Origin of the sequence: Domibacillus sp. A3M-37, from assembly GCF_024213455.1 — a bacterium.
Classification (GTDB): domain Bacteria; phylum Bacillota; class Bacilli; order Bacillales; family Domibacillaceae; genus Domibacillus; species Domibacillus tundrae.
Map to the genome: position 1 here is coordinate 153,211 of NZ_JANAVL010000002.1, position 17,755 is coordinate 170,965.

The following is a 17,755-nucleotide window of genomic DNA, read 5'->3' on the forward strand; positions in this document are numbered from 1 at the left end:
TATGATGAAAAGAATAATCAGTGTGGCCGTGATTGCCAGCATTCTCGTGCTAGGCATCACCCAAAAAGAACAGTTGTTAGCAATGGTGAACGAAGGTGGGGCTTATTCCATCCTCATCAGCATGCTGCTGGTAGCGATTTGTGTGTTTGTCCCGATTGTTCCGTTTCCTGTGCTGGCCGGGTTGATTGGCGGGATTTTCGGCACCCCGCAAGGCGTCATTATAACGCTTAGCGGCGCCATGATCGGAACTCTTTTGTTTTTTTATATTGCCCGGTACGGCTTTAAAGAGTGGGCGCAAACGAAAATTGAACAGTATCCTCAGGTGAAAGAATACGAGGAAAAGCTGAACAAAAATGCGTTTCTGACGATTCTGCTCGTTCGCTTAGTGCCGATCGTGCCTTCTCCTGTTGTCAATATCGTCTGCGGGTTAAGCAAAGTAAATGGGCTCGTCTTTTTTCTCGCATCAGCAATTGGGAAATTGCCGAATATTCTTCTTTTGTCGTTTGCGGGGGCGAGTTTCTCCGAAAACAAGTGGTTTTCTTTTGGGCTGTACGGAATTTATGTGCTCATTATTATGATTGTTAATTACATTATTGTGTACAGAAAAATGAACAAAGTGCCGGAATAATATCGGCACTTTTTTGTCTGGGGGGAAAAAATGATAGCTGGAAAATGAAAAAAAGAGAAAAACAAAGAAAAAGTAAGCAATCAGAAGAAAAATGACGATGATACACGCTTGCATGACCAATGTTTCCGTTTTCTCCGGCTTTTTCAAAAAGATGCTGATATAGGATAATAAAGGAAAGTTGACCGATAAAGGAGATATAATGAAATGACAAAATATATAAGCAATACATCATTAGTTTTAAAAGAAAAAGGAGGCTTCGGAAAATACATGCAAGCGATCGCTTCGGCTATTAAAACATACCGCCAGTCAATGGATCAGTACGGAGAAGCCATTATTAAAGTAAAAGCACGATAACAATAGGTCTATAATAAAAAAAGATTTAACATGAAGACTGATCTTGAGCAGGAACAGGATCCGCCAGCCAATTCTCAGCCGTAAAAGAGGATTGGCTTTTTTGATAGGGAAAAACGAGGGGTAGTTTGCCATTTTAGATAGAAAGACAGAAAAAGGAACAAAAAAAGGGCCCATGCGCCCGGTTTGTTTGCAAGCTTTGGTTTACGAAAAAGGGCGTTTTAGTTTCGCGGGCTTCATTCCCCGTTTTGACGCTCGGTCGATCCAAAAGATACATGTGAGAGAAAAGCCGATAAATGAAAATACCCAAAAAACGCCTGTAAGCCCGTTGATTCCAGCAGACAGCAGGGCAATGACGACAAAATAAAGAGTGATCAGGCTTTGAAGGATCGTTTTAAAACCGATTTTTTTCAGGGCCACTGCTTTTCGAACGACACGGATACAGCGGTACACCTGCCAGGCAAAAACGCCAATGGTCACAAAGAAAAACGTATAAGACACAGCTTGTACCACATTTTCCATCGTCAGCCATTCTTTCATTGACACGATCAAGCTGATTATGTCCTCCATCCTCCACCGCTCCTTTCCTTCTTATTTTAAAAGATCTTTTTCCAGACTAAAAGTGTATAAAGCCTATCATGCCCCGGAAAAGATTATTTAAAACCCAGTATTTGTACAAAAAAAGCCAAATTATTCATTTTTTTCCTTTTCTACATCCGGAACATGATGGAACTTTCTTTTTTTAAAGGCGGTTGATGAGGATAGTTTCTTCTTCAACTGGCGGGACAGGTGAATTGTTGAAGGTATCTTGTTACAGACAGCGAATACTATACATCAAGTATACTTTATAGGTCATTTTATTGAGCAGGAGGGATTTGTTGAGAAAATATGCCTTGCTGGCACTGCTGGTTGTCCTGTTGGCAGGCTGCCGCTCTGGTGTGTCCGAAAGCAGCCACTCAGCCATCGATTGGATTGATTTTGTTAAATGGGATGGAGTGGAGTATCAAGGGATTCATACTGGGATTTTAGCAGACCAAAGCGCGATTGGCCAAAAAATCGGAAACGTAACATTCAAAGTAGCAGATCACATCACCAACCCAGCCTATAAAACAAAAAATGGAGATGCTGCATTCCACGAAAAAGGAACTGGACTTTATGCGGTCAAAGGGCATCCTGATTTGCTTGCCATAAAAGATGAGCAAGCGATCAACGGATACAATCTTTATTTCTCAACAAAAACGACAGAGTACCAATGGCACTTTAAGAATGTGCCGATTGAAAAGGTTACTAGAGTAGTGATTTATCAAGACGGCAGGGAAATGGGCAGAGAGCTGGCCAGTGAAGAGGTAAAGACGTTTCTAAAGCTGTTAACTACAAGTGAAGAAGTGGATAACTTTATTCCGGACACGACAAAAGGAGCTCCTCTCTATTACGAGGTAGTGTTGTATACGAATGAGCCGGTTGCCTACAAATACGGTTTACAGTTCGACGGGACCACGTACTATTGGCATCCGTGGGATACAGCTATTTTATCTAACAAAATAGAACCGTATCTTGTGAAAAATAAGTAAATAGACCAGTAGAACGAAAAAGCAGTTCTGCGGGCTGGTTGATCCTATGTTTGCAGGGATAAAGAAACCAAACTGAAAGAAGGGGACAAGATGATCACCATTCGACAAGCGTTGCAGGCCGAAGTAGAACTGATTCGCGAACAAAGAATAAAAGCGTACGAAGAACATGCAAAACACATTCCAAAAGGGCATTGGGAAGCGCTTAAAAGCGCTATTTCTTCAGATGCGGAGAACCAGGAGGGAGTAGAGCTTTTCGTAGCAGTTGAGAAAAAACAAGTCATTGGCAGTGTAGCGCTGTTTCCGGCAAAATCAAATGCTTACACAGGACTGGTGGATATGCTGGATTATCCGGAAATTAGAATGCTGGCTGTTGCACCGCAGGCACGGAATAAAGGAGCAGCGAAAGCGCTCATAAACGAATGTATTCGGCATACAAAAGAAAGCGGCTTGCCGTACATCGGGCTGCACACTGCTGATTTTATGAAAACAGCCATGCAGCTTTATGAACACATGGGCTTTTTGCGCATGCCGCAATACGATTTTGAGCCGGCGAATGATGGCATTATAGTAAAAGCATACCGGCTGCCTATCGAATAAATGCCTGTTGCTTGTGTAAACAAATGGCTTGAATTGTTCGCCGCATAGTGAGGGAGATTAGTCCCGGCAGTTTACCTTTATTGACCGAGTTGAATCGATTAATAAACAAAAAGGAATTGGCATCGAAGGAATGACGGTAAGCCCGGACGGCCGCTATCTTGCACTTGATCTGTTTGCTGGAAATGCTCCTTACACCACTGTGCTCATATATGATCTGGAAAAAGGAAAACGATTAGCGCAGCTGGATCAGGCGCATTCACTGTTTTAGCAGGAAGACCGTTTTCTGTTTGAGCGGTTCAGCGGCCAGCAGGTGATGCTGTCTTCAAAACGCTTTTAAACTAGGGTGTCTCAAGCTTGAGGCACCCTTTTTTGGCAGAAAATTATCTCGTGAAAAAAGAGCGGGACAACAATTTAAATGTTGTCCCGCTCTTTTTTACATTTGAAGGTAGTACTCGGAATTGAACCGAGGATCAAGGTTTTGCAGACCTTTGCCTTGCCGCTTGGCCATACTACCATGTTTATCTCATATTCTACGAGAAGCTTCTTGATACTTTTATTATACTTATTATTACATAAAAGTCAAATATTATTTTTTAAAGAGATTCACTTTTATTCCTTCTCGATAGGATTTTTCTCAATGAAACGATTCCGCTTGAAAATAATTCTATTCATCTACTTAAAGGATTATTACTCTCAAAAGAAAAATCAGGAGAAATTTATTGAAAAAGGATCAAAAATTGAGAAACACCAAACAAGCAGACAACGTGCACATAAAATGGACTCACATTCGGCTGAATGAATATAAAGCAGATTATCCCCATCCCGCCGTCAAACGTGATATGATACCATAAGAAAAAAGTGAATAGGTGGAGGAAAAGATGTACAGAGTATTGCTTTATTACCAATATGTACCAATAGATGACCCGGAAACGTTCGCGTCGGAGCATAAGTTGTTTTGCCAGGAGCTTGAGTTAAAAGGGCGTATTTTAGTCGCAAAAGAAGGAATTAACGGCACGGTTTCGGGAACAGTGGAACAGACAGAACGCTATATGCAGGCGATGAAGGAAGATGCCCGGTTTAAAGATATGGTGTTTAAAATAGATGAAGCAGAGGGGCACGTGTTTCAAAAATTAAAGGTCCGCCCGCGCGAAGAATTGGTGACGCTTCGTCTTGAAGAAGATGTGAATCCGCTTGAACTCACCGGAGACTATGCGGAACCGAAAGAATTTTTGGCGGCAATGAAGGAAGATAATACCGTGGTGCTCGATGCGCGTAATACGTATGAGCATGATCTCGGCCATTTCAAAGGTGCAATCCGGCCGGGTGTGGAGAATTTCCGTGAGCTGCCGCAGTGGATCCGGGATCACCGGGATGAACTGGAAGGCAAGAAAATTTTAACGTACTGCACAGGCGGCATACGCTGTGAAAAATTTTCCGGTTTCCTGAAGCAGGAAGGATTTGAAGATGTCATGCAGCTGCACGGTGGTATTGTCTCTTATGGAAAAGATCCAGAAGTGCAGGGGGAAAATTGGGATGGTCAATGCTTCGTATTCGATGATCGGCTTAGTGTACCGGTTAACAGCGTCAACCCAACGATCGTCGGGAAAGACTTTTTTACCGGCGAGCCGTGCGAGCGGTATGTCAGCTGTGCGAATCCGGAATGCAATAAAAAGATTTTAGCGTCAGAAGAGTCAGAACACCGCTTTTTGCGCAGCTGCTCGGATCATTGCCGGACACATCCACGCAACCGTTATATCGAGGAACACGGCTTAACGCCGGAAGAAGTGGAAGAACGGCTGGAAAAGCTTACACAGCCGGCTGAAGCACACTAAATAAGCTTGGAAAACGCCTGGATTCATCCGGCGTTTTTTCTTTCAGTTGAAATAAAATCAAAAGGTGTTATATAATTTTATATGTAACCAAAAGGTTTTATTTTAAATAGAAATGAGGAAGCAGCAGATGGGACAAAAAGTGGAAGACATTCAGCAAACAGTCATATTGGATGCGCCGATTGAAAAAGTGTGGGCAAAAACTGCAACGGCAGAAGGGCTGGAGGAGTGGTTTATGCCAAACGATTTCAGGCCTGAAGCAGGACAGGAATTTCATTTACAGTCCCCATTCGGTCCTTCACCGTGTAAAGTACTCGAAATAGATCCGCCAAACCGGCTGTCTTTTTCATGGGATACAGAAGGTTGGATCGTTACATTTTTACTAAAAGAGATAGAAGAAAAAACAGAGTTTACAGTCATTCATAGCGGATGGGGAGAAGCGGGTGAAACAATGCCAAAAGCTAATGCGCCTGTTTCGGCTGTTCGTGACCGGATGAATGGTGGATGGAGCGGTCTTGTGAATGAGAAGCTTCGGAAGGCTGTTGAATCCGCATGACCGAACCGGCGGGAAAACATGATGTATTTCAAGCTATCGCCGATCCGACACGCCGTGAAATACTGCGGCTTCTAGCGGAAAAAGACCGGCCGATTTCAGAAATCGCGTCGTATTTTCCGATCAGCCGTACCGCTGTCACGAAGCATCTTCATTTGTTGTCTGAATCAAAATTAGTGAAGGGACGAAAAGAAGGCCGCCAGAAAATGTACCATTTGAATACTGAACCGTTAATGGAGCTGAAGGAGTGGCTTCACTACTATGAGCGGTTCTGGAACAACAAGCTTACACGTCTTCAGTTCATTGTAGAGCAGGAACCAGAATGAAATGTTTTGATGACCAAGCAGTTGACAAAACAAAAGATTTCCATTAATTTAGCTGTAATAAACAAACGGAAGGGTGACCCAATCGAATGAAGTTCTAATCCTATTTTTTGAACGCAGTCTAATTGAAATGTTTTTCAAAAAAGCAATTCAGCGCTTTTTTGTGATGCTTTCAATGGATGTTTTCAGAATAGGATTAGGCTTAAGCGAACAGGGGAGATCCCTGCTTTTTCCTATGCCTCCTATTCTGAAAATGAGTGGGGGCTTTTTTTGTCCCTATTTAAACAAAAGGGGATGAGAAGATGAATGTGTTAGAAGCAAATACGATTTACTTAGAGGTGCAGGACCGGTTATTGTTGTCAATTGATCATTTAGTCATCCAGGAAAAAGACCGGATTGGCCTGGTCGGCAAAAATGGCAGTGGGAAAACAACATTGCTGCATGTGTTGGCCGGAAAAACTGAACCAGATAATGGAACTATTAGTCGAAATGGGACCATTCAGCTTTTGCCGCAACTGAAACAGATTGATCCAAATAAAAGCGGCGGGGAAATCACGCAGCGTTATGTGAATGAAGCACTGAGCAAAAGTCCAAAGCTGCTTTTAGCCGATGAACCAACAACCCATCTTGATACGGGTCACGTTGAGTGGCTGGAAAAAAAGCTGTCCAAATGGCAGGGTGCGTATGTCGTTGTCTCTCATGATCGCACCTTTTTAGACGCTGTATGTACCGTTATATGGGAAATAGACAATGGGGAAATTCATATATACAAAGGAAACTACTCAGCTTATGTTGCTCAAAAAGAAGCGGATCGGCAGCGGCAGGAGTTGGAACATGAACAGTATGAAAAAACGAAAAAGCAGCTGGAGCAGGCGATTGCAGCGAAACAGAAAAAAGCGGAACGGGCAGTGAAAAAGCCAAAATCGGTCAGCCTCTCTGAAGCGCGAAACGTCAAGCCGTATTTTGCCCAAAAACAAAAGAAACTGCAAACGACAGCAAAAGCATTGGAAACACGGCTCGAAAAGCTTGAAAAAGTGGAAAAGCAAAAGAAACTGCCTCCGATTCGCATGAATGTACAAGAACAGGAAAGCTTGAAGGGCCGAGTGCTCATTCGGGTGGAGCAGGTTAAAGGAATGATCGGAACACAGCTCCTTTGGAAGCCGGCTGACTTTTTTATTCGCGGCGGTGATAAAGCAGCACTCATTGGACCAAATGGCAGCGGAAAAACGACGCTTTTGAAAAAAATTATTCACAACGATACCGGCATTTCCGTTGCACCGTCTGTAAATATCGGGTACTTCAGCCAGCATATCACGATTTTGAATGCGGACCGAACTATTTTAGAAAACGTAAAAGAGACGTCCCATCAAGATGAAACACTGATTCGCACTGTACTCGCGCGCCTCGGCTTTTGGCGGGAAGATGTGTTTAAAAGAGTGAATGTATTAAGCGGAGGAGAGCGGGTGAAAACGGCGCTTGCGAAATTGCTTGTCAGCGAAATGAACGTCCTCGTTTTGGATGAACCGACCAATTTTCTGGATATTGAAGCTGTCGAAGCGTTAGAGTCCCTTTTAATCGATTATGAAGGCACGGTCCTTTTTACGTCGCATGACAGACGTTTTGCAGAAAAAATCGCCACAAAAGTGCTGGTGATTCATGAAACGAAGCTAAACGTTTTTGATGGAACTTTGAAGAAATACACGGAAAGACAAAGAAAATCTGGGCGTGATGAAACAGAAGAACAGCTGCTGTTAATCGAAACGAAAATCGCCGAAGTACTCGGCAAAATGAGTATAGAGCCATCGGATGGACTGGAAAAAGAATTTCAGCGACTGCTGGCAGAAAAGCGGATGTTGAAATAAATGGAAACTGTAAAATTAAAAACGATAGGCTGTCCCCTTACTGAAGGAGACAGCCTTTTTTTAATGAGTGACTTCTTTTAGGTCTTCTATTCCAACTTCTGTCCGTTCTTCCCCGGGACCGCGCAGGTGAACCGTTGCCGTTTTTCCGTCTTCATGGACTTGATCAATCCAGACGGACACCCCATTAAATTGAACCTCCACATCTGATGATGGAGTAGAAACAATTTGTTTCGCTCGTTGAACGTCCATTTGATTACCTCCAGAAAAACCGGAATTAATTTTTTTTAGATGCCTCGCCTTGGTTCAGTCTTTTTCGTCTTAAGCTGGTCAGTTCTGCCAGCTCCCGGGCATATTCTTCGTTCACCGTATCCGCCGGTATTTTTAAATTTTTAGGGGTCTGAGAAAGTCCCCGACTGCCGCGGCTGCCTGTTTTATGCTCATCTTTCCCCATTATGCCCGTCTCCCTCCATTAATCTGTTCGATCTGTTGATGCTTTCATTCGTTCCTGCGGATGGGTGTTGATGGTGCCATCTGCACGTTTAGATGCGTATTCTGCTTTCGCCCGTGCTTTTCCAGCTTCGCCTTTCATGGATGAAACGGAGAAATCTTTTGCTTTGTTCCTCATTTCTTCCCCTCCAGTTGTAGATGAAATATGCGTTTCCGCCTATATAGTATGAAGCATTGGATGAAAATTATCAGTTCGTTTTGTATGAAAAGGATGGATGTATGATTTTGAGGATTCAGGTAAAGCTGTGAATAAAACGTTTTGGCCTGCCAAATCATGTTATAATGGCTGTTGAACATTATTTTGTCAAATTATTTTGGCATCGAAGGAGATTGGACTGTTTGACTAACAAAGAAGTAAAAAGCGAAGTGCCTCCGAATTTTAAAGAATTGAAAAAATCAGCTGATCGTAAGTCGAATTGGCGGGGACGTCTGGATGCAGTTGAAGAACTCGGACAGTCGAAGAGCGAACCAACGATCAAGTTATTAAAACGGATTATGGCCATAGACACGGTCACTAAAGTACAGGATGCTGCTTATCGCGAGCTTAAAAAGTGGGGCGAAGATGTACAGCCGCCAAAGAAAAAAGGCGAGGCGATTAAAGACGTTTCGAAAATTTTGCTGCGCATTAAAAAAAGCCTGCCGAAAGACCATACATTTGACGAGTTTGAAGAAAAGCTTAAAAAAATGCGCCTTGACGTATACGATACGTACGAAGGCGAAAAAGGCGCTGAATTTGACCATTGGCTGAAAGAAACATGGGAAAGTCTTCTAACTAAATAACCGTCGTCCTATTTCTGTCAAGCAGATAAAGGTAAAAACCAAGCTTTCATTCCAGCGCGCTTTGATCGTCAATCGGAGCGCTCTCGTTTTATTTTTTTGGGGAAATACCTTATTTTTCGATTCGTTTGTTCAATTGTTTAGGCATGTACCGGAACCTTGATCCGAAGGGATTAAGACTCCGGTATATGTCTTTTTTTCTATTCAGAAAAGGTATCCAGAATAGCCTGGTCATTTTTTCTTCTTGTTTATCTTTCTTTAGATATCGTTAAAGAACCTAAAAGCGGCTTAAGCATTTTGTTGATCTAGATTGTCAAAAAACGGGGACGGAATGAATAAAGTGGGAAAAGAGCCTGCACATCTCGATGCTCTCTGGTACCATTGACTCAGGATGCCACTGCACCCCGACTACGAATACATCGCCTTCCATTTCCACCGCTTCAATCAAATCATCCGGGCTGTGGCCAACGGCTGTCAACCCTTTCCCTAATGTCTCGATTCCTTGGTGGTGCAGACTGTTGACGTTTACCGTGGTTTCCTGAATGATTTTCGCTAAACGTGAATGGCCGACGAGGGTCACCTGATGGGTGGGAACGGAACGCTGGCTGCTTTGTGAGTGCAGAATACTGCTGTTTGCTTGGCTTGGCAGGTCCTGCCAGAGTGTACCGCCAAGCGACACATTGATAAGCTGCAGGCCGCGGCAGATGGCAAGAAGCGGTTTTTTTTGTTCTAAAATTGAAGCGGTCAGCCTCAGTTCAAATTCATCCCGTTCAGGAAACACAGGACCTAGTTTGTCATGGGGAGATTGCCCATAGTGCATCGGGTCTATGTCTTCCCCGCCGCTTAAGATAAAACCGTCGCACATTTCAAGGTAGGAAGGAATAACATGTAAGGGGGCGGGCGGCAGTATGATGGGGATGCCTCCGGCTGTCAGTATCGCACGGTGGTAGTCGCGATGAACATAAACCCCTTCTGTATTTAACGTTTGACGGACAAACGAACTTGTAATGCCAATGACAGGTTCTTTTTTCACATTGTTCCTCCTTTCGCTATTCAGCTGTATTTAGTTTCCTGGCAGTCTTTTAAATACGAAAGTACATATTATTTTAAAAATGGGTTTTCTTCCTTTTTAGATAAATAGAAAAGGAGCATTGTGAGATTAGGTCTTGAAAAAATTCGAGATTAAGAAGTGCAGAGGGGCTCTATTGCTTTATTTTATTCAGAACCTGATTTCCTTGTGAGAAGAAAAGGGCTTCAGCCTGGGGACATTTCAACAAAATGTGAATAAAAAAATAGAAGATCAAAAACTGAGGAACAAGCGTACTCCGTCTTTTTTATAAAACGGTGGCGCGAAGGGATGATAGGAAGTGTATAAAAGAAAAGCAGCGGTTAGTCGAAATAAAAATCGCTGAACGACGCAATCAAAGATGTTTCGAAAATGTTGATGCGCATTTTTAAAAAAAGTCTGTCAAAAGATCGTAAATTTGATGAGTTTGACCAGTTGCCAGAAGAAATATGGATGGTGTTTCCAATTAAACAAAAATGCAGAGGACCACATTCAGCAGAAGCGTGTCAAAAGTCTCAACTTCTCCTTTCTAAGTTTATTTTATTTCAAATCGTGAAAACTACTATTGAAGATATGATAGAAACTAAGCGCTAAAAAGGAGAGAAATATTTTTATGACACTTGTAAAAGAATACTCTACTGTTGAAGAAGCCATACAAGGAGCTAATCTGCTTTATTCTAAAGGGGTAACGGACGAAGAAGTATACGTTCTTGCTCATGAAAAAGATGTAACCAATGAAGTAGCGGATCGTTCAAAAGCGGAGAAAATCGGCATCGATGAAACGGGTGTCGGCACGACGATGAAAAACTTATTCCGCAGCACAGGCGATACACTTCGAGCGAAGATGGAAGAAGTCGGATTAACCCCTGCGGAAGCACAAAAATATGAGGAACGTCTCGACGAAGGCAAAATCCTGCTGCTTTCTAAAAACGACCAAGTCATTTTATAAACAGCAAAGAGCTTCCTGACATGTCAGGAAGCTCTTTTTTCAGCTAAAGCTTCTTAATTTAAGGTGCTTTTTAAACAAAATAATGGACTAAAAGCAGAATTTTCGCCTTTTCATTAAGAAACAGCTAAAATACAGTTGAGAATGTTTTGATCAGCAATTGAAAGGAGCAGCGATCATGAAATGTAAAGTGAATCAAAAAGCAGCCAAAGAATTGAGAAGAATGCTTGAAACACCGGAAGCAGAAGGCAAAATGATTCGTGTTGAAGTAACGGAGCACCATGGGAATCACGCTCATTATGCCATTTTGCTCGACACCCAAAAAGAGCATGATGTAGTCGTTCATACGGATAAAGATATCGATATATTGCTCGACAGCCGCGAAGAGTTTTTAGATGGCATTTTCGTACAATATTTCTACGTTCCAAAAGAAGGGTTTGTCGTCACTAACTCGTCAAAAGGCGGGCACCATCACCACTGACATGAAAAAAGACGCCAGCTAGGCGTCTTTTTTCATGTCATCTTCCATTTTGTAAAGTGTCCAGCTCTTTGCGAAGCGATAAGGTGTCTACATCTTCTTCATTATAAGGGATCAATTCGAGCAAAATGCGGATGCTGATCTGCCCTGGAGTCCCGTTCGACTGTAAAATGATGTCGATTCGCTTTGACACGTTTTCTTTTACAAGGCATTGACCTTGTTATTACGGCCAGCTATTTTATTTGGCCGAAAAAAGCAAAAAAGAACGCGCTGAAATAAAAAGCGCGTTTTTTCATTTAGATAATGCGTCAAAAAATTTGCGTTCCGAGACGATTTTGACCGGTCCGCCTTTAGCCTGCCACTCTTTTGCTTTTTGAATTTGGGCAGAAATGCGGCCATCCCGGTATTTTTTCGCATCTGATTCGCCGACGATTAAATAATCAGTGTCTTTTTTTACAATGGCGTGCACGTTTGCGCCAAGGTTTGTCACGATGTCGATGGCTTCCTGTCTTTTCATCGACGTAAGTGTACCGGTGAAGGCGATCGACTTTTGCGAAAAGGGATGCGCTGCAGCCTTTGGTTTTGGCTTCGGCTTGCGAACAGGCTTTTTTTTCTTGAATGAGTCTCCATGTATATAACCAAACGAATAATTTACTTCTTCCAAAAACTCATTAAGCGATATATGGTGTTTCATCATATTGTTGACAATGACCGCACAAGCGACCGCGTCCTCAAGGGCATTGTGATGATCAAAGGTAAAGTCAAAATGGCTGGCTACTACATTTAATTTATTAGACGGAAGAGTTAAAACCGATTTAGCCAGCATGCAGGAGCAAAAATACGGATTGTTTGGCAGCGCCAGCCGGTGTTTGGCGGCTGTGCCCCGCAAAACATTGATATCGAACTGGGCAAAATGGGCAACAATCGGATCATCGCCGATAAACGCCATCACTTCATCAAAAATATGGGCAAATGAAGGCGCATCCTCTACATCTTTCGGACGAATTCCATGCACAGCAATGTTTCGTGCATCAAACCGTTCACCCGGATTTACTAATGAATAATAGGTTTTGTCTATCTTCCCATTGACGACCTTTGCCAGTCCGATCGAACAAACACTGCTCCGGCTGGCGTTCGCCGTTTCAAAATCAAGTGCAGTGAAATTTTTCAAGGGCTGATCATTCCTTTGCGTTAAGAGTAGTAGAATAAGTGTACTGTTTTTTGGAATGAAAAACAATCGAGCGTACCGTGTGTTTAAAGTGGATAGTAGGAAAAGAAAGAGGAAAGGATGCGATACGATGAATATTTATTTAGCCCAGGATATACGGATTAAACATAGTTTAAACACCTGCAAACAAACATATAAAGAATATGAATCCATGCTTATTCCCCATAAAGGGGACTTTATTAATGATTCGGCTTTTCGTGATGCGCAGGAGGTCGAGATGGTTGTGCTCGACTTGGAAAGAAATGCATGCCACGTCCACTTGAAGGCAGTAGAACTGGCGAATCACGATGAAAAAGCGATAGAAGATTATATTGATTTGTATAAATTGCATGGTTGGAAAAGCTATCCCGATTGCTGAACTATGATAAACTAACAGAAAGAACGTATATCAGGCAGGTGCTTATATGATTAAACTCGGCTGGGTCCTTACATCAATTGGCTTTATCACCCTTATTTGCGGGCTTCTTTATCCGTTTGGCATGATTACAAAAGAGTCATTTCTTGTGATGCTAATCGGAGGCGCACTCGTCATGTTCATCGGTTCTATGGTGCGCACGTTTGCTATTTTAAAAAAGAAATAATGAATCCCGCTGTCAGCCGGCAGTGGGGTTTTTTCGCGTCTGTGATAAGCAGCTAAAAAGGAAATGAACGTTTATTTTCTGTGGAATGTGGAAATAACGTAAAAGAAGCAGCATAAAGGAGGCAATATTGTATGTCGGAAAAAGGCAAACAGTCAAACGAATCTGTAGAACAGCAAAAGAAAAAAGAACGTGGCGAGGATATAGAACCACAGCGGGCACAAGATAAAAAAGACCCTCGTCCCGAGGATAAAAACCCTGACGATTTTGAATAAATCGTCAGGGTTTTTTTTATGTCTTGCCACATTCGCTGAAAAAAGATTCTGCCCAATCGTTAAAAGTATGTCAAAATAAAATAGGCAGGAAGACAACATGAAAAGAGGATCAATGTGAACGAATTTATTTATACAGTGAATTACAGCGCTGAAGATCAGGAGCTGGCAGGTATGGAACTGCGTGCTTTTTTTGGACCGGATGCATCTGGACCGGTCATAAAAAGCAAGGTTGATCTTGATCTGAATCGGAGCCCATTTATACGGGAAAAAATAGACGTGCTGCTTGACGGTGACACGGCAGCCGACATTACAAAAAAGGCAGGCAGCATCGACCTTGGGGAAAAAACATTTAAAGTCATTTTTGTGAAAATCAATGACTTGCTGCCTCATGAAAAAGTTGAATATGGTGAACGAATGGCAATTGAAAGGGCGATTGGATGGGAAATCGTTGGCGAAGCCGATTTGAAAAATCCAGACTATCTTTTTGGTATCGTTGCGTACGGGGGCCGCTGGTATTTAGGTCGCTATCGAAAAAATGAGCGGGTATGGACGAAACATGTGAAAAAGCCGCGCGAATATTCAACGGCACTCAGCGCACGGGATGCGCGTGCGATTGCGAACATTGCCGTGCCAAATCCGGCGGGCATCAGAGCGGTTGACCCATGCTGCGGAATCGGCACGGTTCTCGTTGAAGCGCTGTCGATGGGCATTCACATCGAAGGACGTGACATCAATCCGCTCGTCGTAGACGGTTCACGTGAAAATATTGCTTATTTCGGCCTGGAAGGAAATGTGACACTTGGCTCCATTGAAGACACGAAGGCGCATTATGACGTCGCGATTATCGATATGCCGTACAATTTATACACCCATTCGACACCGGCGGAACAGCAGTCCATTTTGATAAACGCCCGTCGCATTGCCGATCGATTAGTTGTCGTTTCAGTGGACCCGATAGAAGAAATGGTCCAGAAAGCTGGGTTTACGATTCAAGACCACTGCATAGCAAAAAAAGGAACCTTTTCAAGGCGAATTTTAGTATGTAACTAACGGAAAAGACACTTTGCACAAAGTCGCCAGTCTTTTTTTTGAAAGAGCCGATAGGTGAAGCAAAAAGGACTTCGCTTTCCGCGGGCAGTGCGTGAGCCTCCTCGTCGCTCCCGCTCCTGCGGGGTCTCACGTTCACCGCTGTTCCCGCAGGAGTCTGCGTTCTTTTTGCTTCACCCCGTTTTTTGGAAGAGCAGCGAATGTTCGTGCCGTTTTTTGCCGGGCTTTTATTCGCGAAAAACGAGTGGGCATCGTAATGGTCCCGTTTCGGCGCCGCCAGCGGAGCATGTCCATGTGAACCGGCACTTTCATGCGATGCTCGTATCGAAACAGCGGCGGCGGGCTTGCGACAAAGACTCCCGCGAAACGCGAAGTCGCGACCCTGCCGCATTTCGACTCCAATCAGAAAGCCCTAAACCGCCATCACCCAAGAACAATGATGAATAAGAAAAACAAATGTGCTGAAAAAGGATTTTATTTGTCTACACTCTGAAGACATTTTGCAAAAAAGTGTCTTTTTTTGCATGCGAATATAGTGTAAACTTTTGTCGGTAAAATTGTAAATTTTCAGATTCTATTAAAGCAGCCGTGCTATACTTTTTATATTAAAAAACAATTTAGGAGGCAGTTGTATGAAAAAAGCATGGACAGTAAGTGCTGCGATCGCAGCGGGTTTAATTGTACCGCATATGGCGGAGGCAGCGGATGATACTGTCAATTTACGTATCGTCGAGACATCAGACATTCATTCCAACGTGATGAATTACGATTATTACAAAGGAGCGTCCACAAAAGCGTATGGACTGTCCAAAGCAGCTACACTGATTAAACAAACGCGCGACGAAGCAGACAATAGTCTTTTATTCGATAACGGCGATTTAATTCAAGGAAGTCCGCTTGGTGATTACGCGTACAATAACGGGGTGATGAAAGAAGGCTGCATTCATCCAGTCTATAAAGCAATGAATCAGCTTGGTTATGATGGGGCGACAGTTGGAAACCACGAGTTCAACTATGGACTTGACTTTATGGATATGGCTCTTGAAGGAGCGAATTTTCCATATGTGAACGCCAATGTTTACGATACGAATGGAAATCCCTATTTTACGCCTTTTGAAATTTTAGAAAGAGACGTAACGGATACAGATGGCGATATACATAAAATAAAAGTCGGCGTAACAGGGTTTGTGCCGCAGGGCGTCATGAATTGGGATGCCAAGCACTTAACAGGAAAACTGGTTGTAGAAGATATCGTGAAATCGGCGGAAAAAGTTGTACCCGAAATGAAAGCAGCCGGGGCAGATGTCATCGTGATCTTGTCACATTCCGGCATTGCGGAATATGACCAGAATGGCAATATGAAAGCTTATACAGAAGGCATTGAAAACGCCTCTTATTATTTAAGCAAAATTTCGGATGTAGATGCGATTTTAACAGGTCACCAGCATTTAAGCTTCCCAAATGCGGCTAAGCCGTCGTTCCCAGATGGAAATGGTATTGACAATACGAATGGAACGATTAACGGTGTAGCCACAGTGATGCCGGGCTCATGGGGAAATAACATTGGCTTAATTGACCTCCAAGTAGAAAAAGTAGACGGCAAATGGAGTGTTACAAATGGGACATCTGCACTGAAGCCGATCACGGCAGGAGAGGTGACGGCAGACGCAGATCCCGCCATCACAGATTCGGTAAAAGAAGAGCATGAAGCGACCATTACGTATATGGATACGCCTGTTGGTGAGCTTAAAGGAGACTTAAATACGTATTTCGGCCTCGTTCAAGACAACGCTGCGATGGAAATTTTAAACCGCGCGCAAACATGGTATGTGGAAAACGCGTTGAAAGGCACTCAATATGAAGAACTGCCTATTCTTTCTGCAGCAGCGCCGTTTAAAGCGGGGCGCGGCGGTGTGGAAGATTATACGGATGTAAAGTCAGGCACGATTGTGCTGAAAAATATTGCGGATTTATATTTGTATGATAATAACGTTGTGAACGCCGTAAAAGTAAACGGCGCAACGCTAAAAGAATGGCTGGAGTGGTCAGCAGGACAATTTAATACGATTGATCCAGCAAAAGGAGAACCCCAATCGTTAATCAATTCGGACTTTCCAACATACAATTTCGACGTGATCGACGGTGTTACATATGAAATCGATGTAACATCACTGCCAAAATACGATAAAGGCCAAAATATGATTAACGCAAATGCGAATCGGATTAAAAATGTAAAATACAATGGTAAAGCTGTCACAGACGATATGGAATTTATCGTTGCAACAAATGATTATCGGGCAGCCGGCAGCAAGCTGATGAACCCAGGAGGCGTGAATACAGTACTAAAAGCTCCGGATTCCAACCGCCAGGCGATGATGAACTATGTTATGGAATTTAAAGAAATTGATGCAGCAGTTAACAACAATTGGACGTTTGCTAAAACAAATGCGACCGTTACTTTTATATCGAATCCGAAAGCGGAGGCGCTCGCGAAAGAAACAAATAATATCACCTATACAGGTGAAACGGATGAAAAAGGTTTTGGCCTTTTTGAGCTTGATTTAAGAAAAGGATTATCAAGCGGCAATCCATTTACAGACGTGCCTGCAGATCATTGGTCGGCCCAATATATTACATCCTTAGCAGAATCCGGTATCATTAAAGGCAAAACCGATACTACATTTGATCCGGAAGGCAGCGTAACACGCGGTCAATTCGCCAGCTTACTCGTTCGTTCAATGAAGTGGACAGCTGAAAAAGAATCTCCTTTTGTTGACGTGAAAGGGCGTCTGAAACAAGACGTCGCTGCTGCTTATGAAGCAGGCATCACGGCTGGAACAACAGCAAAAACATTTGAACCGGCAAAGTCAATCACCCGTGCAGAAATGGCTGCAATGCTTGTTCGTGCGTATGAAAAAGAACATGGCCGTGTAACCTTAAGCGGGTCAATGCCGTTTACAGATGTGGCACAATACCGTGGATCTATTCAAGAATCCATTCACAAAGCGTATCAACTTGGATTGATGGAAGGAACAGGCAAGATTTTTAAACCAGGTGACACAGCAACACGCGCTCAAGCAGCAAAAGTCCTTTATTTGCTTAATGAGAAATAAATATGACACTTGTCATATAATATGCA

The 17,755-nt window shown here is 43.0% G+C and carries 25 protein-coding genes and 1 tRNA gene; 18 read left to right on the top strand and 8 right to left on the bottom strand.

From position 1 onward, the window contains the following. Position 1 precedes the first annotated feature (1 nt). Complete coding sequence (locus NLX67_RS04850) at positions 2 to 628, top strand: TVP38/TMEM64 family protein (RefSeq protein WP_254310597.1); 627 nt, start codon at positions 2 to 4, stop codon at positions 626 to 628. Positions 629 to 832: 204 nt separating this feature from the next. Continuing rightward, positions 833 to 982 carry a hypothetical protein gene (locus tag NLX67_RS04855; protein WP_254310598.1) on the top strand — a complete coding sequence of 50 codons (150 nt, stop codon included), beginning with the start codon at positions 833 to 835 and terminating at the stop codon, positions 980 to 982. 201 nt (positions 983 to 1,183) lie between these two features. Here NLX67_RS04855 and NLX67_RS04860 read toward each other — a convergent pair whose 3' ends face one another. Continuing rightward, positions 1,184 to 1,549, bottom strand: a complete 366-nt coding sequence (locus NLX67_RS04860; protein WP_046179819.1) for a hypothetical protein — start codon at positions 1,547 to 1,549, stop codon at positions 1,184 to 1,186. 308 nt (positions 1,550 to 1,857) lie between these two features. On the opposite strand from NLX67_RS04860, the gene NLX67_RS04865 reads away from it, so the two are divergent. The 3 genes from NLX67_RS04865 to NLX67_RS04875 all read left to right on the top strand — a co-directional run bounded on the left by NLX67_RS04865 (position 1,858) and on the right by NLX67_RS04875 (position 3,415). After that, complete coding sequence (locus NLX67_RS04865) at positions 1,858 to 2,550, top strand: hypothetical protein (protein ID WP_254310599.1); 693 nt, start codon at positions 1,858 to 1,860, stop codon at positions 2,548 to 2,550. Between the two features lie 90 nt (positions 2,551 to 2,640). Then, entirely contained in the window at positions 2,641 to 3,147 is a 507-nt protein-coding gene (locus NLX67_RS04870) for a GNAT family N-acetyltransferase (protein WP_046179818.1), read from the top strand. Between the two features lie 130 nt (positions 3,148 to 3,277). Then, entirely contained in the window at positions 3,278 to 3,415 is a 138-nt protein-coding gene (locus NLX67_RS04875; RefSeq protein ID WP_254310600.1) for a hypothetical protein, read from the top strand. Between the two features lie 175 nt (positions 3,416 to 3,590). On the opposite strand, the gene NLX67_RS04880 is transcribed toward NLX67_RS04875, so the two are convergent. Continuing rightward, positions 3,591 to 3,661, bottom strand: a tRNA-Cys gene (locus NLX67_RS04880). 364 nt (positions 3,662 to 4,025) lie between these two features. On the opposite strand from NLX67_RS04880, the gene trhO reads away from it, so the two are divergent. The 4 genes from trhO (at position 4,026) to NLX67_RS04900 (ending at position 7,714) form a co-directional block, all read left to right on the top strand. Continuing rightward, on the top strand, positions 4,026 to 4,979 hold the full coding sequence (trhO, locus tag NLX67_RS04885) for an oxygen-dependent tRNA uridine(34) hydroxylase TrhO (RefSeq protein WP_254310601.1): 954 nt from the start codon (positions 4,026 to 4,028) through the stop codon (positions 4,977 to 4,979). 127 nt (positions 4,980 to 5,106) lie between these two features. After that, the gene (locus NLX67_RS04890) at positions 5,107 to 5,532 is read left to right on the top strand and encodes an SRPBCC family protein (RefSeq protein ID WP_254310602.1); all 426 of its coding nucleotides are present in this window, start codon (positions 5,107 to 5,109) and stop codon (positions 5,530 to 5,532) included. Next, the gene (locus NLX67_RS04895; protein ID WP_254310603.1) at positions 5,529 to 5,855 is read left to right on the top strand and encodes an ArsR/SmtB family transcription factor; all 327 of its coding nucleotides are present in this window, start codon (positions 5,529 to 5,531) and stop codon (positions 5,853 to 5,855) included. Before NLX67_RS04890 ends, NLX67_RS04895 begins: the two co-directional genes overlap by 4 nt. A 299-nt stretch (positions 5,856 to 6,154) precedes the next feature. Continuing rightward, a complete protein-coding gene (locus tag NLX67_RS04900) occupies positions 6,155 to 7,714 on the top strand; it encodes a Vga family ABC-F type ribosomal protection protein (RefSeq protein ID WP_254310604.1) in 1,560 nt (519 codons plus the stop codon). A 60-nt stretch (positions 7,715 to 7,774) separates the two neighbouring features. Here the strand turns inward: NLX67_RS04900 and NLX67_RS04905 are convergent, their stop codons facing one another. Genes NLX67_RS04905 through sspK form a run of 3 tightly spaced genes read right to left on the bottom strand, consistent with a single transcriptional unit; the run spans position 7,775 to position 8,339 of the window. Continuing rightward, positions 7,775 to 7,963, bottom strand: a complete 189-nt coding sequence (locus tag NLX67_RS04905; RefSeq protein WP_046179811.1) for an H-type small acid-soluble spore protein — start codon at positions 7,961 to 7,963, stop codon at positions 7,775 to 7,777. Positions 7,964 to 7,988: 25 nt separating this feature from the next. After that, entirely contained in the window at positions 7,989 to 8,165 is a 177-nt protein-coding gene (locus tag NLX67_RS04910) for a hypothetical protein (RefSeq protein ID WP_156154027.1), read from the bottom strand. An 18-nt stretch (positions 8,166 to 8,183) separates the two neighbouring features. Next, a complete protein-coding gene (gene sspK / locus NLX67_RS04915) occupies positions 8,184 to 8,339 on the bottom strand; it encodes a small, acid-soluble spore protein K (RefSeq protein WP_046179810.1) in 156 nt (51 codons plus the stop codon). A 221-nt stretch (positions 8,340 to 8,560) separates the two neighbouring features. Between sspK and NLX67_RS04920 the strand changes: the two genes are divergently transcribed. Further along, positions 8,561 to 9,001: a HEAT repeat domain-containing protein gene (locus NLX67_RS04920; protein ID WP_254310605.1), complete on the top strand. Its 441-nt coding sequence runs from the start codon at positions 8,561 to 8,563 to the stop codon at positions 8,999 to 9,001. Between the two features lie 310 nt (positions 9,002 to 9,311). Here the strand turns inward: NLX67_RS04920 and NLX67_RS04925 are convergent, their stop codons facing one another. Beyond that, positions 9,312 to 10,031 (bottom strand): gamma-glutamyl-gamma-aminobutyrate hydrolase family protein, encoded by a 720-nt coding sequence (locus NLX67_RS04925; protein WP_254310606.1) that lies wholly within the window; start codon positions 10,029 to 10,031, stop codon positions 9,312 to 9,314. A 405-nt stretch (positions 10,032 to 10,436) separates the two neighbouring features. Between NLX67_RS04925 and NLX67_RS04930 the strand changes: the two genes are divergently transcribed. The 3 genes from NLX67_RS04930 (at position 10,437) to NLX67_RS04940 (ending at position 11,491) form a co-directional block, all read left to right on the top strand. Continuing rightward, complete coding sequence (locus tag NLX67_RS04930; RefSeq protein WP_254310607.1) at positions 10,437 to 10,658, top strand: hypothetical protein; 222 nt, start codon at positions 10,437 to 10,439, stop codon at positions 10,656 to 10,658. Between the two features lie 19 nt (positions 10,659 to 10,677). Next, on the top strand, positions 10,678 to 11,013 hold the full coding sequence (locus NLX67_RS04935; RefSeq protein WP_254310608.1) for a YflT domain-containing protein: 336 nt from the start codon (positions 10,678 to 10,680) through the stop codon (positions 11,011 to 11,013). Positions 11,014 to 11,188: 175 nt separating this feature from the next. Next, positions 11,189 to 11,491: a hypothetical protein gene (locus NLX67_RS04940; RefSeq protein ID WP_046179805.1), complete on the top strand. Its 303-nt coding sequence runs from the start codon at positions 11,189 to 11,191 to the stop codon at positions 11,489 to 11,491. Positions 11,492 to 11,780: 289 nt separating this feature from the next. On the opposite strand, the gene NLX67_RS04945 is transcribed toward NLX67_RS04940, so the two are convergent. Continuing rightward, complete coding sequence (locus NLX67_RS04945; RefSeq protein ID WP_254310609.1) at positions 11,781 to 12,659, bottom strand: exonuclease domain-containing protein; 879 nt, start codon at positions 12,657 to 12,659, stop codon at positions 11,781 to 11,783. A gap of 127 nt (positions 12,660 to 12,786) precedes the next feature. Between NLX67_RS04945 and NLX67_RS04950 the strand changes: the two genes are divergently transcribed. From NLX67_RS04950 to NLX67_RS04965, 4 genes are all read left to right on the top strand, one after another. After that, positions 12,787 to 13,074, top strand: coding sequence for a hypothetical protein (locus tag NLX67_RS04950; protein ID WP_254310610.1), 288 nt, complete (start codon positions 12,787 to 12,789; stop codon positions 13,072 to 13,074). 46 nt (positions 13,075 to 13,120) lie between these two features. Then, positions 13,121 to 13,297 (top strand): hypothetical protein, encoded by a 177-nt coding sequence (locus NLX67_RS04955; RefSeq protein ID WP_254310611.1) that lies wholly within the window; start codon positions 13,121 to 13,123, stop codon positions 13,295 to 13,297. 131 nt (positions 13,298 to 13,428) lie between these two features. Next, entirely contained in the window at positions 13,429 to 13,569 is a 141-nt protein-coding gene (locus tag NLX67_RS04960; RefSeq protein WP_156154024.1) for a 3-methyladenine DNA glycosylase, read from the top strand. 171 nt (positions 13,570 to 13,740) lie between these two features. Next, positions 13,741 to 14,619 (top strand): TRM11 family SAM-dependent methyltransferase, encoded by an 879-nt coding sequence (locus NLX67_RS04965; RefSeq protein WP_254310806.1) that lies wholly within the window; start codon positions 13,741 to 13,743, stop codon positions 14,617 to 14,619. A 132-nt stretch (positions 14,620 to 14,751) separates the two neighbouring features. On the opposite strand, the gene NLX67_RS04970 is transcribed toward NLX67_RS04965, so the two are convergent. Then, positions 14,752 to 15,018 (bottom strand): hypothetical protein, encoded by a 267-nt coding sequence (locus NLX67_RS04970; protein WP_254310612.1) that lies wholly within the window; start codon positions 15,016 to 15,018, stop codon positions 14,752 to 14,754. A 230-nt stretch (positions 15,019 to 15,248) separates the two neighbouring features. On the opposite strand from NLX67_RS04970, the gene NLX67_RS04975 reads away from it, so the two are divergent. After that, a complete protein-coding gene (locus tag NLX67_RS04975) occupies positions 15,249 to 17,729 on the top strand; it encodes a bifunctional 2',3'-cyclic-nucleotide 2'-phosphodiesterase/3'-nucleotidase (RefSeq protein ID WP_254310613.1) in 2,481 nt (826 codons plus the stop codon). The last annotated feature ends 26 nt before the right edge of the window (positions 17,730 to 17,755 follow it).

Coding starts and splice junctions, on each gene's coding strand:
- NLX67_RS04955 (WP_254310611.1), top strand. CDS start 13,121: ATGATTAAACTCGGCTGGGTCCTTACATCAATTGGCTTTATCACCCTT.
- sspK (WP_046179810.1), bottom strand. CDS start 8,339: ATGAGGAACAAAGCAAAAGATTTCTCCGTTTCATCCATGAAAGGCGAA.
- NLX67_RS04875 (WP_254310600.1), top strand. CDS start 3,278: ATGACGGTAAGCCCGGACGGCCGCTATCTTGCACTTGATCTGTTTGCT.
- NLX67_RS04960 (WP_156154024.1), top strand. CDS start 13,429: ATGTCGGAAAAAGGCAAACAGTCAAACGAATCTGTAGAACAGCAAAAG.
- NLX67_RS04935 (WP_254310608.1), top strand. CDS start 10,678: ATGACACTTGTAAAAGAATACTCTACTGTTGAAGAAGCCATACAAGGA.
- NLX67_RS04855 (WP_254310598.1), top strand. CDS start 833: ATGACAAAATATATAAGCAATACATCATTAGTTTTAAAAGAAAAAGGA.
- NLX67_RS04895 (WP_254310603.1), top strand. CDS start 5,529: ATGACCGAACCGGCGGGAAAACATGATGTATTTCAAGCTATCGCCGAT.
- NLX67_RS04910 (WP_156154027.1), bottom strand. CDS start 8,165: ATGGGGAAAGATGAGCATAAAACAGGCAGCCGCGGCAGTCGGGGACTT.
- NLX67_RS04905 (WP_046179811.1), bottom strand. CDS start 7,963: ATGGACGTTCAACGAGCGAAACAAATTGTTTCTACTCCATCATCAGAT.
- NLX67_RS04850 (WP_254310597.1), top strand. CDS start 2: ATGATGAAAAGAATAATCAGTGTGGCCGTGATTGCCAGCATTCTCGTG.
- NLX67_RS04940 (WP_046179805.1), top strand. CDS start 11,189: ATGAAATGTAAAGTGAATCAAAAAGCAGCCAAAGAATTGAGAAGAATG.
- NLX67_RS04870 (WP_046179818.1), top strand. CDS start 2,641: ATGATCACCATTCGACAAGCGTTGCAGGCCGAAGTAGAACTGATTCGC.
- NLX67_RS04975 (WP_254310613.1), top strand. CDS start 15,249: ATGAAAAAAGCATGGACAGTAAGTGCTGCGATCGCAGCGGGTTTAATT.
- NLX67_RS04860 (WP_046179819.1), bottom strand. CDS start 1,549: ATGGAGGACATAATCAGCTTGATCGTGTCAATGAAAGAATGGCTGACG.
- trhO (WP_254310601.1), top strand. CDS start 4,026: ATGTACAGAGTATTGCTTTATTACCAATATGTACCAATAGATGACCCG.
- NLX67_RS04965 (WP_254310806.1), top strand. CDS start 13,741: ATGGAACTGCGTGCTTTTTTTGGACCGGATGCATCTGGACCGGTCATA.
- NLX67_RS04890 (WP_254310602.1), top strand. CDS start 5,107: ATGGGACAAAAAGTGGAAGACATTCAGCAAACAGTCATATTGGATGCG.
- NLX67_RS04930 (WP_254310607.1), top strand. CDS start 10,437: ATGTTGATGCGCATTTTTAAAAAAAGTCTGTCAAAAGATCGTAAATTT.
- NLX67_RS04900 (WP_254310604.1), top strand. CDS start 6,155: ATGAATGTGTTAGAAGCAAATACGATTTACTTAGAGGTGCAGGACCGG.
- NLX67_RS04950 (WP_254310610.1), top strand. CDS start 12,787: ATGAATATTTATTTAGCCCAGGATATACGGATTAAACATAGTTTAAAC.